Here is a 12,562-nt window from a genome sequence, read left to right as displayed (position 1 = left end):
GTGGCGTGCGCTCCTTTTTTTTTTTTTACCCCCCCCCGGGGCGCCCGCGCGGCCGGGGCGCGGGCGGGGGGGCGGCCCCCCCCCCCGCCCCCCGCGCGCCCCCCCCCCCCCCCGAGGAGGCGGCCGCTACGTGCCCGCGATGACCCGCCCCATCGCGGCCAGCGTCGGCGAGCCGTTGTTCCAGTAGTCGGAGTGCCCGGCCTTGGGGTCGACCGGCATGACGTTCGCGCCGAAGTCGGACACGGTGGTCTGGCGGCCGTGGATCAGGTGGTGGTCGTCGTCGTCGACGAAGGGCAGGTTGCTCACCGTGTTGTCCCAGACGTTCTGCGCCATTCCGCCGGGGTCGATGGCGGCGGCCATGCCGATCATGTCGGACGGGCTCTGCGCCGCGTACACGTGGGACGGGTCGATGCGGAGGTCCTTGGCGGAGTCGACGCCGGCGCCGGGGCTGGCGATCAGGACGACGTTGTCGACCGGGAGCCCGTGGTCCTTCATGGTGTAGCCGATGGTCGTGGTGCCGTAGCTGTGCCCGAGGATCGTGTTGTTGCCGATGGTCCCGTTGTGGGTGGCGTGCAGTCCGTTCTCGAAGCCGACCAGCTTCTTCTCCGCGTCCTTCGCGTACTGGTCGTCCGTGGCATCGGCGAGGGACTGCGGGGCGTCGTAGCCGATCCAGGTGATCGAGGAGGTGGTCTTCCCGGTGCCGGCGGCGTTGGCCGCAGCGACCATGGCGTCCGAGCGCTCGATGTCGCTGCCGATGTGTCCGAGCCGCGCTCCGGTGCCGGGGACGTACGTCGAGACGTTGTCGGCGGTGTCCGGGTTGCCGCTCGCGACGATGGCGTGGCCGCGACCGGCGTTGTCGTAGCCGAGCAGGTAGGTCTGCGGATGGTTGGCGTCGACGGGGACCTTCATCCGGTCCTCGATCGCCTTGATGCCGTTCAGCTGGTCGACGAGCCCGTCGTGCTCCTGCTTCCAGAGCTTGTGGTCCGGGGGCTCGACGGCGCCGTACGGCGTGCCCACCACCGAGTCGGGCTCCGGGCCGAGGGCGTCGAGCCGCTGCTGGAGGTCGGCGTGCGTCTTGGCGAGGGTGATCCGGTTGGCCTGGTCGCGGCCGGTGGCGGGGATGCCGTCGAGGTTGCCGATCTGCTCCGGGTGGGTGAGGGCCATCATCCGCTGCTGCTCGTCGGTCAGGCTGTCCCACCAGGCCTTGACGCTGTTGGGGTCGGTGCCCGCGGCGGGGACCTGTTGGAGCGCGTTCGCGGCGGCCGTGTCGTTCTTCGCGACGGTGGAGTCGAGTCCGGTGGCGTTGGTCGCGTTGGTGGTGAGGTGGGCGAGTCGGCTGCTGATCGTCCGGTCCGCGTGGTCGGCCTCGGTGAGGGCGGCGGTGATCCGGCTCTGGATGTCCTTGGCCAGGGTGTCGGCGTCCGTGCCCGCGAAGTTGGGGGAGTTGGGGTCCTTGTCCCAGGTGATCCCGCCGTCGGGGGCGACGGTCAGCTTGTGGGCCTTGGCGTCGTTGAGGGCGTTGGACAGGTGGGTCTGGGCGGCGACGAAGGCCTCGGAGGCGTCCTGGAGGGCCCGGCTGATGAGCCCGATCTCCTGTTGGGCGGCCTGGAGTTCGTCGTGCAGCGTCTGCATCCGGGTCTGGGCGTGGCCGCCGGCCGTCCCGGTCCACTCGGAGCGGGTCAGCCGGTCGACGACCTCGTGCTGCCAGTTCTCCACGTGCTGTCCGAAGGCGGTGGAGAGGGTGTCGAAGGCGCCCTTGGCGGTGGCGAGGTTGCCGAAGTCGGCGCCGTTCAGCGTCTTGATGTCCATCGGCTACTCCACCGCCTTCGCACTGCGCGGTCCCACCGGGCCGGGGATGACGACGGTGTCGAACGGGTCGGGCTCCTTGGTGGTCGGGACCGGGGTGTCCGGGTGGATCATGTTGGTGTGGATGTCCTGCTCGACCTGCCGGTAGTAGGCCGCCGAGGTGCCGAGCTTGGTGCCGAAGTCGCCCATGTCGCCGCCGAGCCTGTCCAGCAGGGTCTTCCAGCTGCTGCCGCAGGTGGTCAACGCGGCGGCGGTGAGCCAGCCTTGCAGGGTGCCGGCGGCCTGGCTGCACGGATCGGTGATCTTCGCGGTCTCGCCGGGTATGAGACCGCCGATGTGTTGCGCGCTCTGTCCGCAGCCGTCCAGCTCGGACGGTTTGACCTTGAACGCCAAACCCGCATCGGGTTCTGCCATGTCTTCGTTCCCCCGTCAGTTCCGGACCGGTGGCCGGACGGGTCGCCGGGCCGGTCCGAGCGACAACTGACGACGCATGCTAGCGGATCGTCGAGAACGGGAAAGGGGTTCGACCGGGGCGTGTGCGAAGGGGCCGCACCTCGGTAAAGGTGCGGCCCCGAAGGGGAGTTGGGCTACTTGGCCGGCGTGCCGTCGGGCCAGACGCAGGGCGAGCCGACCTGGAGGGTGAGGTCGTGGCCGGAGTCGGAGGTTCCGTTCAGGATCGCGAGGAACTGGTTCTGCGGGTTCCTCAGCCGGATCCGGTCGATGTGGGAGCCCGTCGGCTCCGGCACGGCCTGGAAGCCCTGTCCGGTCAGGTAGTCGCGGAAGGCGGTCACCGTCCTGGCTTTGGCGTCCGACGGCACGTCACCGAGGTCGCGGACCCGGCTGGTCTGCTTCCGGCCGTGCGGGCCGATGTCGTTGGCGTCGCACTCCAGATCGCTGAACGCGGGCGGCGAGGACACCGGCTGGACCGGCAGTCGGGCCTGTACGGCGGCGAGGTAGCCGTCGATCTGCGTCTTCGCCTGGTCCAGGGTGATGGTGGGCTGCGCGCGCTCCTGGAGGGTGTCGGCCCCGCAGGCGCTCAGGGCCGTGGCGGTGACCGCCAGGAGGGCCGCGGCGGTGACCCGCCCGATCAGCGGGACGGGTGCGGTGGCGGTCATGAGTTGGGCTTTCCGGCGATGACCTGGCCCATGGCGGCCAGGGTGGGTGAACCGTTGTTCCAGTAGTCGGAGTGGCCGGCGTCGGGGTCGACGGGCATCACGTTCGCACCGAACTGCGGGGCAGTGGTCTGCCGGCCGTACATCAGGTGGTGGTCGCCGTCGCCGAAGCCGAAGTCGGTCTTGATGTTGTCCCAGAGGTTGTCGCCCATCCCGCCGGGGTCGGTGGCGGCGGCCCAGCCGATCGCGTCGGCCGGGCTCTGCGCGGCGTACACGTGGGAGGGGTCGATCCGCAGGTCCTTGGCGTTCTCGACGCCGGCGCCGGGGCTGGCGATCAGGACGGCGTTGTCGACCGGGAGGCCGTGGTCGCGCATGGTGTACCCGACGACCGTGGTGCCGTAGCTGTGGGCCAGGATGGTGTTGTTCCCGATGGCCCCGTTGTGGGTGGCGTGCAGTCCGTTCTCGAAGCCGACCAGCTTGTCCTCCGCGTTCTTCGCGTAAGTGTCGTCCGCGGCCTCGGGGATGATGTTCTGGGGTGCGTCGTAGCCGACCCAGGTGATCGACGAGGTGGTCTTGCCGGTGCCCGCGGCGTTGGCGGAGGCGACCATCGCGTCCGAGCGGTTGATGTCGCTGTTGATGCTGCCGAGCCGGGCGCCGGTGCCGGGGACGTACGTCGACACGTTGTCGGCCGTGTCGGGGTTGTTGACCGCGACGATGGCGTGGCCCTTGCCGTTGGTGTCGAAGCCCATCAGGAAGGTCGGCGGGTGCTGGGCGTCGACGGGCGTGTTCAGCCGGCTCTCGATGGCGTTGATGCCGTTCATCTTGTCGGCCAGCTCGTCGTGCTTGTGCTGCCAGTCCGTGTAGGCGGGGTTCGGGCGGATGAACCTGCCGTTGCCCACGGTCGCCGGCGGCGCGGCGCCGAGCGCGTCGAGCTGGTGCTGGACGTCCTGCTTGCCGCGCGCCAGGTTGATCCGGTTGGCCTCGTCCCGGCCGGTGGCGGGGATGCCGTCGAGGTTGCCGATCTGGTCGGGGTGGTTGAGGACCATCCGGTGCTGCTGCTCGTCGGTCAGCCCGTTCCACCAGGCCTTGACGCTGTTCGGGTCGGTGCCGGCGGGAGGGATCTGGCCGAGGGCGTCCGCGGCGGCCTGGTCGGCCTTCGCGGTGGCGGAGTCCAGGCCGGTGCCGTTGCTCGCGTTGGTGGCGAGGTGGCCGAGCCGGGTGTTGATGGTCTGGTCGGCGTGGTCGGCCTCGTTGAGGGCGGCGGTGATCCGGGCCTGGATCTGCTTGGCCTGCGCCTCGGCGTCCGTGCCCGCGAAGTTGGGGGAGTTGGGGTCCTTCTCCCAGGTGATCCCACCGTCCGCGGCGACGGTCAGCTTGTGGGTCTTGGCGTCGTCCAGGGCGTTGATCAGGTGGGCCTGGGCGGCCGCGAAGCCGTCGTAGGCGTCCTGCAGGGCCCGGCTGACCAGGCCGAGTTCCTGCTTGGCGGCCTGGAGTTCGTTTCCCAGGTCCTGGATCCGGGTGTTGGCGTGCCCGGCGGCCGTCCCGGTCCACTCGGAGTGGTTCAGCCGGTCGACGACCTCGTGCTGCCAGTTCTCGATGTGCTGGCCGAAGGCGGTGGCCAGGGTGTCGAAGGCGTTCTTCGCGCCGGTGATGCCGATGACGTCGGCGTCGTGCAGGGTCTTGATGTCCATGGCTACTCGGCCGCCTTCGCGCTGCGCGGCTTGACCGGGCCGGGGACGACGGCGGTGTCGAAGGGGTCCGGCTCCGTGCCGTTCGAGGCGGGCGCGTTCGGGTTGCGCATGCTGTTGTGGGCGTTCTGCTCGGCCTGGCGGTAGTAGGTCGCCGAGGTGCCGAGCTTGGTGCCGACGTCGCCCATGTCGCCGCCGAGCTTGTCGAGCAGGGTCTTCCAGCTGGTGCTGCAACTGGTGATCGCGCCGGCGGTGAGGAAGCCCTTGAGGCCTCCGGCGGCCGTGTTGCACGGATCGGTGATCTTGGCGGTCTCGCCCGGTATCAGGCCGCCGATGTGCTGCGCGCTCTGCCCGCAACCGTCCAGCTCGCCCGGCTTGACCTTGAACTCCAGTCCCGCGTCAGGTACTGCCATCTCTTCGTTCCCCCGTCAGTTCCGGACCGCGGCGTCCTCCCGGCCCGGGATCGTGCGTAACTGCCGGGCATGTTAACGGATCTTGTACACGGAAAGTCCGCCGGAACCCGGGGGGGTGTGGTATGGGCTCGAACGACCCGGTGGCGGCCCCCGGCGCACGGCCCGGTCGTAGCCCGGTCGCAGCTCGGGATACCCTGCGGGGGTAAGCGGACACGGTGGGGCGGACGGGAGGCGGGGCATGGCGCAGCAGCGGCCGTACGGCGCCCCGGTGCCCGGGGTGCTGCGCCTGCTGCTGCTCGCCGCGCTGCTGCTCGGCATCGTGACGATGCACACGCTCGGGCACCCGAGTGGTGGACACGGCGGGCACGGCGGGTCGGAGGGGCACGGGCCCCGGGTGGCGGTGGTCCAGCAGCTGCCGGACCACCACGGGCCGGCCGCCGATTCCGCGGCCGTCGAATCCGCGACTGCTGATCCCGCGACCGCCGACGGCATGGACCCGATGACGGTCTGTCTCGCCGTGCTGGTCGGCTGGGGCGTGGTGCTGCTGGTCGTCGGCCCGCTGCTGCGCCGCAGCGGTGACGCCGCCGCCGAGGTGCGGGCCCGGCTGCTGCGGGCCGTCCGCGCACTGCCGCCGCCCGGGGGTGGGCGGCTCCTCCTCAGCAGACTGTCGGTGCTGCGTCAGTAGGCGTGCGCCCGCCGTCCTGTGCCCGCGCACGCGTCTTCGCGCCTGCGCGCCCGCGCACGGAACGGCCGACGCGCCGTCCTGTACGTCCACACCACCCCTGTACGAGGTGCACTCCGCCATGCGCACACCCACCCGTCGTACCGTCCTCGGCGCCGCGCTCGCCGCCGCCGGGACCGGCCTGCTCACCGCCTGCTCCGCCGGTTCGGACCCGATGAGCGGCATGGACCACTCGTCCATGGACCGTTCCCCGATGACCGGCAGTGCCGCCCCCGCCGGCTTCGTCGCCCCGAACGGTCCCGAGGTCGCCGCCGCCGAGGCACGGCGCAAGCCCGGACCCGAGCGCAAGGTCGCGCTCACCGCCACCGAGACCACCCTCGACCTGGGCGGACGCACTGTCCGCAGCTGGGCCTACGGCGACCGCCTGCCCGGCCAGGAGGTGCGCGCCACCGTCGGCGACACCCTCGCCCTCACCCTCGCCAACCACCTGCCGCAGCCCACCTCGCTGCACTGGCACGGCCTCGCGCTGCGCAACGACATGGACGGCGTGCCGGGCCTGACCCAGGACCCCGTCCGGGCGGGGGCCTCCTTCGACTACCGCTTCGCCCTCTCCCACCCCGGCACCTACTGGTTCCACCCGCACTCCGGCGTCCAGCAGGACCGCGGCCTGTACGCCCCGCTGATCGTCGAGGACCCGAAGGAGCCGCTGCGCTACGACAGGGAGTGGGTGGTCGTCCTGGACGACTGGGTGGACGGGGTCGACGGCAGCACCCCGGACGCCGTCCTCGCCGAACTCGCCAAGGGCATGGGCGACATGGGGGGTACGGGTGGCATGGACCACTCGGGGCACGGCATGCCGGGCATGTCGGGCACCCCCGCCGCAGCCGACGGCCCGTCCCGGATGCTGATGGGCGCCACCAGCCCGCTGCTCGGCGGCGACGCGGGCGACGTCGCCTACCCCTTCCACCTGGTCAACGGCCGCCTGGCGACCGCCCCCGAGACCTTCACCGCCAAGCCCGGCGACCGGATCCGGATCCGGCTGATCAACGCGGGCGGCGACACCGCCTACCGGGTCGCCCTCGGCGGCCACGAGCTGACCGTCACCCACACCGACGGCTTCCCGGTCGAACCGGCCACCACCCAGGCCCTGTTGCTCGGCATGGGCGAGCGCTACGACGTGCTGGTCACCGCGAAGGACGGCGCCTTCCCGCTGACCGCCCTGGCCGAGGGCAAGAACGCCGCCGCGCTGGCCGTGCTGCGCACCGGCGGCGGCGCCGCGCCGGACGCCTCGACCCGCCCCGCCGAACTGGACGGCCGGCTGCTGACCGCCGGGCAGTTGAGGGCCGATCCGGCCGTCCGGCTGCCGGACCGGGCGCCGGACCGCACGGTGGCGCTGGAGCTCACCGGCGGCATGGCCAGGGCCGACTGGGCGTTCAACGGCCGCAGGTACGACCCGGCGCAGCGCCACCCGGTCGCGGCCGGGGAGCGGGTGCGGTTGGAGTTCCGCAACAGCACCGCCATGTGGCACCCCGTCCACCTGCACGGACACAGCTTCGCGCTGGGCGCCGGCGGCCCCCGCAAGGACACCGCGATCGTGCTGCCGGGCACGACCCTGGCGGTGGACTTCGACGCCGACAACCCGGGTCTGTGGATGGTGCACTGCCACAACGTGTACCACGCGGAGACCGGCATGATGACGGTCCTCGGTTACCGGGCGTAACCCCGTCCGGTCCGTGAGACGCCGGGGCGGGGTGCTCCACCGCCCCGCCCCGGCGCCGGCCCCGACCCGCCGCGCCACCCGTTCCGACCTGCGCAGCCATGACGTTTTCTTAACGCGGGCCGATGACGTCTCCTTAACGGCTGTCGCATAGCCTGGCGCACTGCCGTCGCCCGACGGCGCTTTACGGGGTCTTTAAACAAGAGGTGCAAGGTGGTTTCGTCGGGTTCGACGGAGGCGACGACGGAGGCTCCGTCGTCGGCGCGAATACGGCTGCGCAGCTGGCTCCTGGAGGACATGTCCCCGGAGAAGGCCGCCAGGGACGCCGCCGCGAAGGCGCAGCAGGACGGCGCGGAGTCGGGGGACTCCGCCGCCGAGGCCGGTCACGCTGCGCACACGGGCCAGCCGTGGTGGCGGGTGATGTGCCTGACCGGTCTGGACTACTTCTCGACGCTCGGCTACCAGCCGGGCATCGCCGCGCTCGCGGCCGGACTGCTGTCGCCGATCGCCACGATCGTGCTGGTGCTGGTCACCCTGCTGGGCGCGCTGCCGGTCTACCGGCGGGTCGCCCAGGAGAGCCCGCGCGGTGAGGGCTCGATCGCGATGCTGGAGCGGCTGCTGTCGTTCTGGAAGGGCAAGCTGTTCGTCCTCGCGCTGCTCGGCTTCGCGGCGACGGACTTCATCATCACGATCACCCTCTCCGCCGCCGACGCCAGCGCCCACCTGGTCGAGAACCCGCACCTGACGGGCGCCCTCGGCGGCAAGCAGATGGTCATCACGCTGATCCTGGTCGCCCTGCTCGGTGCCGTCTTCCTCAAGGGCTTCGGCGAGGCGATCGGCCTGGCCGTGGGGCTGGTCGGGGTCTACCTGGCGCTCAACGTGGTGGTCGTGGCGGTCGGCATCTGGAAGATCGTCCAGGCGCCGCACGTCGTCACCGACTGGTCCAACGCGCTCACCACCCAGCACGGCAACGTGTTCGTGATGATCGGCGTCGCGCTCGTCGTCTTCCCGAAGCTCGCGCTCGGCATGTCCGGCTTCGAGACCGGCGTCGCCGTGATGCCGCACATCAAGGGCGACGCGGACGACACCGAGGCGAACCCGGTCGGCCGGATCCGCGGCACCCGCAAGCTGCTCACCACCGCCGCCGTGATCATGAGCAGCTTCCTGATCGCGACCAGCTTCATCTGCACCCTGCTCATCCCCGCCAAGGAGTTCGAGAGCGGCGGCCAGGCCAACGGCCGCGCCCTGGCCTTCCTGGCGCACGAGTACCTGGGCGGCGCCTTCGGCAGCGTCTACGACCTGTCGACCATCGCGATCCTGTGGTTCGCCGGTGCCTCCGCCATGGCGGGCATGCTCAACCTGCTGCCCCGCTACCTCCCGCGCTACGGCATGGCCCCGCACTGGGCCCGCGCCGTGCGCCCGATGGTGATCGTGCTGACCGTCGTCGGCTTCCTGATCACCTGGCTGTTCGACGCCAGCGTCGACGCCCAGGGCGGCGCCTACGCCACCGGTGTGCTGGTCCTGATCAGCTCGGCGGCCATCGCCGTCACCATCGCCGCGTACAAGAAGCGCCAGCGCGGCTGGACCGTCGCCTTCGGGGTCATCGCCGCGGTCTTCCTCTACACCACCGTGGTCAACACCATGGAGCGCCCGGACGGCGTCAAGATCGGCGCCTGCTTCATCGCCGGCATCATCCTGGTGTCGCTGCTCTCCCGCCTCAAGCGCGCCTTCGAGCTGCGCGTCACCGACGTGCTGCTGGACGAGACGGCCGAGCGGTTCATCCGCGACTACGCCCACCGCCCGCTGCGCCTGATCGCCAACGAGCCGACCAACCGGGACGTCGCCGAGTACCGCGACAAGATCCGGCAGATCCGCGCCGACAACGACATCCCCGGCGAGGACGACCTGGTCTTCGTCGAGGTGACCGTCCGGGACGCCTCGGACTTCGAGTCCGAGCTGACCGTCCGCGGCGAGGTGCTGCACAACCGGTACCGGGTGCTCACCCTGGAGAGCTCCAGCATCCCGAACGCGATCGCCGCCCTGGCGCTCACCGTCCGGGACCGCACCGGGCAGCGGCCGCACCTGTACTTCGAGTGGACCGAGGGGCACCCCTTCGCCCAGTTCCTGCGCTTCATCCTGTTCGGTCAGGGCGAGGTCGCGCCGGTCACCCGCGAGGTGCTGCGCGAGGCGGAGCCGGACCGGACGAAGCGTCCGCGGGTCCACGTCGGCTGACGCCGCCGCCTGCGCCACGGCCCGCCCGCTGCGCAACGGCCCGGGCCGGGCGCCCCCAGCCCCGCGGGCGGGCGCGGGGCGGGGGGGGGGGCCCCCGGGGGGCCCCCCCCCCCCCCGGCCCCCCCCCCCCCCCCCGCCCCCGCCCCCCCCGCCCCCCCCCCGCGGGGGGGGGCCCGTCGGCGTTCAGGAGGGGGTCAGTTCAGGAGGTCAGGACGGGAGCCGCAGGACCAGGCCGGGCTGGATGAGGTCCGGGTCCTCGCCGACGGTGGCGCGGTTGAGCTCGTACAGCGCCGGCCAGCCACCGGGGACGCGCAGGGTGGCGGCGAGCTGGTCCAGGGTGTCGTCCTCGCGGACGGTCCACCGGCCGTCCACGGCCGAGCCGGGGGCGGGCGGCGGCAGGACGGCGTCGCGCCCGTGGTCGCGGGTGGCCTCGGCGGCCTCCTCGTCATGGGTCCGGTCGCCGGTCCGGTCCTGGGTCCGGCCACGGGCCTCGGCGCGGGCCTCGTCCCGGTCCGGGGCGGCGGTCCCGTGGGCGCGGCCGCCCAGGGCGTGGGAGCCGCAGACCGGCCAGGGGGAGAGGCCGCGCCGCTCGGCCAGGTGCTGGGCGACGGCCATCTGCTCCTCGCGGCTGGCGAGGTCGGGGCGCGGGGCGTAGGCCAGGCCGCCGTTCTCCCGCCAGGTGGACCGGTCGAACTGGAGGCCGCCGAAGTAGCCGTTGCCGGTGTTGATGTGCCAGTTGCCGCTGCTCTCGCAGTCCGCCACCCGCTCCCAGTCGTACCGGCCGCCGTCCGTCCTCCCGCCCGGGTCGGCCCCGCTGTCGCCGCCCGGGGGCGCGGCGTGGGCCGCGGGGGCGGCGAGGGCCACGGCGAGGGCGCAGAGCGCGGTGGGAACGAGGCGGCGGAGGCGCGCGGTGGGAGGCATGGGCGGCTCTCAGGTCCGGGGACAGGGCGTGCACCGCCCGGAGACGGCGCGTTCCAACCGACGCACGCCGAGCCGGGCGCGCCGCCGCCGACACGACCGGGAGGTCACCCGCTCGGCCGTCCCGCACCACCCCGGCGGCCCGCGGCCATCCGGCCGTACCCCCTGCCCGGGACCTCCGCCCGTACCCGGCTCCCGGACACCGGTCGCCGGGCAGCTGGTCCGGACCAGCGTTCAACTGCCGTTCGCCGTCCGCACGGTTGATGGTGGTGCGGCCGTACCGTCCGACTGCGAGCCTCCTGGGCGTTTCTCGTAGCCCAGGAGGCGGCAGTGGCACATTCCCCGGCACAACCCTCGCGCAGAACGGTCCTCCGGACGGGGACGGTGGCCGGCGCGCTCGCCGCGCTGCCCGCGTCCACCCTGCTGTGGACCCAGCCGGCCGTCGCCGGCACCCCCGGACCGGAGCAGGTCCACCTCCAGTGGGGCAACGAGCCCTCCCGCGAGATGACCGTCTCCTGGGCGACCGGCGCCTCCGTGAAGCGCCCCCGGGTGCGGATCGGCACCCCGCGCGGCGGCGCCGGCCGCAGCGTCGACGCGAGCAGCCGCAGCTACGTCGACGGCCTCAACAAGGTGGAGACCTTCACCCACCACGCCCGCCTGGACGGGCTGCGCCCCGACACCACCTACGTGTACGAGGTGCTGCACGACGGCGCCCAGCCCGTCCGCGGCACCTTCCGCACCGCCCCCGCCCGCGGCCGCGCCGCCTTCCGCTTCACCAGCTTCGGCGACCTCGGCACCGGCGACAACGTGTTCGCGAAGTCCTCCATCCACGGCGCCGCCGCCGTCCGGCAGGTCGAACAGTTCAACCCGCTGTTCCACCTGCTCAACGGCGACCTCGCCTACGCCAACAACAACCCGCAGCTCCAGCCGCAGGCCTGGAACGCGTTCATGAACAACCTGTCCAAGTCCGCCGCCAACCGCCCCTGGATGCCGGCCCCCGGCAACCACGAGGTCGAGGCCGGCGGCGGCGACCTCGGGTACGCCTCGTACCTCACCCGCTTCGAACTGCCCGACAACGGCACTCGCGATCACTGCGGCAACTGGTACAGCTTCCAGGTCGGTTCGGTGCTGTTCGTCAGCCTGGACGGCAACGAGATCGCCGTCGAGGACGACGCCAGCCTCGACCCCGCCACCGGGCAGTCCATCTACATCAGCGGCTACAGCGAGGGCGCCCAACTCCGCTGGCTGGAGCGGGTCCTGTCGCGCGCCCGGAACGGCAGCGCGGTCGACTGGATCGTCGTCAACCTGCACCAGTTCGCGATGTCCTCCTCCGCCGCCAGCCACGGCGGCGACATGGGCATCCGGGAACAGCTGCTGCCGCTGCTCGACCGCTACTCCGTCGACCTCGTCCTGGCCGGCCACGACCACGACTACGAGCGCACCCACCCCGTGCGCGGCACGGAGCCGGGCGGGCTGCTCACCCCCGCCGTCGTCGACGACGACCTGCGGCAGATCGACACCTCCGAGGGCACCGTCCACCTCATCCTCGGCGGCGGCGGCACCGCCGGCCACGACGACGTGTACCTCCCGCCCGACGCGGACGGCGTCCGCCAGGCCAGCGTCCGCACCCAGCGGCTCACCTTCAAGGCCGACCCGGACGCCAAGGAGAAGGCCCACTGGTCCGCGGTCACCGACCCGGACACCAAGTACCCGTACGGCGTCGCCGTCTTCGACGTCGACCCGGGCCGCTACCCCGGCGACCGCACCACCATCACCGTCTCCTACTACCACTCGGTGCCCGCCACCGCCGCCAACCCGCTGCCGACACCGGTGCTGTACGACCGGTTCACGCTCTACCGCGACCGCAGCGACGGCTGGTCCGACGACGACGAGTAGGCGGTAGTCGCCTGTACGCCGGGGGGGCCGGGCCGCCCCCGCGCCCGCGCCCCCCGGACCCCCCGCGGCCGCACCGACACACGGACGGAGGGGCGCGG

At 72.4% G+C, this 12,562-nt stretch carries 10 protein-coding genes; 4 read left to right on the top strand and 6 right to left on the bottom strand.

The features are described from left to right. Nucleotides 1-126: 126 nt before the first annotated feature. The 5 genes from ACFWXO_RS02805 to ACFWXO_RS02785 all read right to left on the bottom strand — a co-directional run bounded on the left by ACFWXO_RS02805 (nucleotide 127) and on the right by ACFWXO_RS02785 (nucleotide 5,019). A complete protein-coding gene (locus ACFWXO_RS02805; RefSeq protein WP_380521627.1) occupies nucleotides 127-1,809 on the bottom strand; it encodes an alpha/beta hydrolase in 1,683 nt (560 codons plus the stop codon). Between the two features lie 3 nt (nucleotides 1,810-1,812). Next, nucleotides 1,813-2,220 (bottom strand): hypothetical protein, encoded by a 408-nt coding sequence (locus ACFWXO_RS02800; RefSeq protein WP_380521625.1) that lies wholly within the window; start codon nucleotides 2,218-2,220, stop codon nucleotides 1,813-1,815. A gap of 173 nt (nucleotides 2,221-2,393) precedes the next feature. Next, nucleotides 2,394-2,921 carry a hypothetical protein gene (locus ACFWXO_RS02795; protein ID WP_380521623.1) on the bottom strand — a complete coding sequence of 176 codons (528 nt, stop codon included), beginning with the start codon at nucleotides 2,919-2,921 and terminating at the stop codon, nucleotides 2,394-2,396. Next, entirely contained in the window at nucleotides 2,918-4,609 is a 1,692-nt protein-coding gene (locus ACFWXO_RS02790) for an alpha/beta hydrolase (RefSeq protein WP_380521621.1), read from the bottom strand. The genes ACFWXO_RS02795 and ACFWXO_RS02790 overlap by 4 nt, the downstream gene beginning before the upstream one ends. Nucleotides 4,610-4,611: 2 nt before the next feature. Then, nucleotides 4,612-5,019 (bottom strand): hypothetical protein, encoded by a 408-nt coding sequence (locus ACFWXO_RS02785; RefSeq protein ID WP_375883598.1) that lies wholly within the window; start codon nucleotides 5,017-5,019, stop codon nucleotides 4,612-4,614. A 238-nt stretch (nucleotides 5,020-5,257) separates the two neighbouring features. Between ACFWXO_RS02785 and ACFWXO_RS02780 the strand changes: the two genes are divergently transcribed. The 3 genes from ACFWXO_RS02780 to ACFWXO_RS02770 all read left to right on the top strand — a co-directional run bounded on the left by ACFWXO_RS02780 (nucleotide 5,258) and on the right by ACFWXO_RS02770 (nucleotide 9,650). Continuing rightward, complete coding sequence (locus ACFWXO_RS02780; RefSeq protein WP_380521618.1) at nucleotides 5,258-5,704, top strand: DUF6153 family protein; 447 nt, start codon at nucleotides 5,258-5,260, stop codon at nucleotides 5,702-5,704. A 118-nt stretch (nucleotides 5,705-5,822) separates the two neighbouring features. Continuing rightward, on the top strand, nucleotides 5,823-7,421 hold the full coding sequence (locus ACFWXO_RS02775; protein WP_380521616.1) for a multicopper oxidase family protein: 1,599 nt from the start codon (nucleotides 5,823-5,825) through the stop codon (nucleotides 7,419-7,421). Between the two features lie 294 nt (nucleotides 7,422-7,715). Beyond that, nucleotides 7,716-9,650 (top strand): amino acid transporter, encoded by a 1,935-nt coding sequence (locus ACFWXO_RS02770; RefSeq protein ID WP_380521614.1) that lies wholly within the window; start codon nucleotides 7,716-7,718, stop codon nucleotides 9,648-9,650. A gap of 207 nt (nucleotides 9,651-9,857) precedes the next feature. Here ACFWXO_RS02770 and ACFWXO_RS02765 read toward each other — a convergent pair whose 3' ends face one another. Next, nucleotides 9,858-10,571: a transglycosylase family protein gene (locus tag ACFWXO_RS02765; RefSeq protein WP_380521612.1), complete on the bottom strand. Its 714-nt coding sequence runs from the start codon at nucleotides 10,569-10,571 to the stop codon at nucleotides 9,858-9,860. A gap of 327 nt (nucleotides 10,572-10,898) precedes the next feature. Between ACFWXO_RS02765 and ACFWXO_RS02760 the strand changes: the two genes are divergently transcribed. Then, on the top strand, nucleotides 10,899-12,464 hold the full coding sequence (locus tag ACFWXO_RS02760) for a purple acid phosphatase family protein (RefSeq protein ID WP_380521611.1): 1,566 nt from the start codon (nucleotides 10,899-10,901) through the stop codon (nucleotides 12,462-12,464). The last annotated feature ends 98 nt before the right edge of the window (nucleotides 12,465-12,562 follow it).

Origin of the sequence: Kitasatospora sp. NPDC059088, assembly GCF_042738155.1 — a bacterium.
In the GTDB taxonomy this organism is placed as follows: domain Bacteria; phylum Actinomycetota; class Actinomycetes; order Streptomycetales; family Streptomycetaceae; genus Kitasatospora.
Note: the sequence above shows the minus strand (reverse complement) of the source record. Positions and strands in the feature narration are given on the sequence as shown.

Coding starts and splice junctions, on each gene's coding strand:
- ACFWXO_RS02785 (WP_375883598.1), bottom strand. CDS start 5,019: ATGGCAGTACCTGACGCGGGACTGGAGTTCAAGGTCAAGCCGGGCGAG.
- ACFWXO_RS02805 (WP_380521627.1), bottom strand. CDS start 1,809: ATGGACATCAAGACGCTGAACGGCGCCGACTTCGGCAACCTCGCCACC.
- ACFWXO_RS02790 (WP_380521621.1), bottom strand. CDS start 4,609: ATGGACATCAAGACCCTGCACGACGCCGACGTCATCGGCATCACCGGC.
- ACFWXO_RS02780 (WP_380521618.1), top strand. CDS start 5,258: ATGGCGCAGCAGCGGCCGTACGGCGCCCCGGTGCCCGGGGTGCTGCGC.
- ACFWXO_RS02765 (WP_380521612.1), bottom strand. CDS start 10,571: ATGCCTCCCACCGCGCGCCTCCGCCGCCTCGTTCCCACCGCGCTCTGC.
- ACFWXO_RS02775 (WP_380521616.1), top strand. CDS start 5,823: ATGCGCACACCCACCCGTCGTACCGTCCTCGGCGCCGCGCTCGCCGCC.
- ACFWXO_RS02795 (WP_380521623.1), bottom strand. CDS start 2,921: ATGACCGCCACCGCACCCGTCCCGCTGATCGGGCGGGTCACCGCCGCG.
- ACFWXO_RS02770 (WP_380521614.1), top strand. CDS start 7,716: ATGTCCCCGGAGAAGGCCGCCAGGGACGCCGCCGCGAAGGCGCAGCAG.
- ACFWXO_RS02800 (WP_380521625.1), bottom strand. CDS start 2,220: ATGGCAGAACCCGATGCGGGTTTGGCGTTCAAGGTCAAACCGTCCGAG.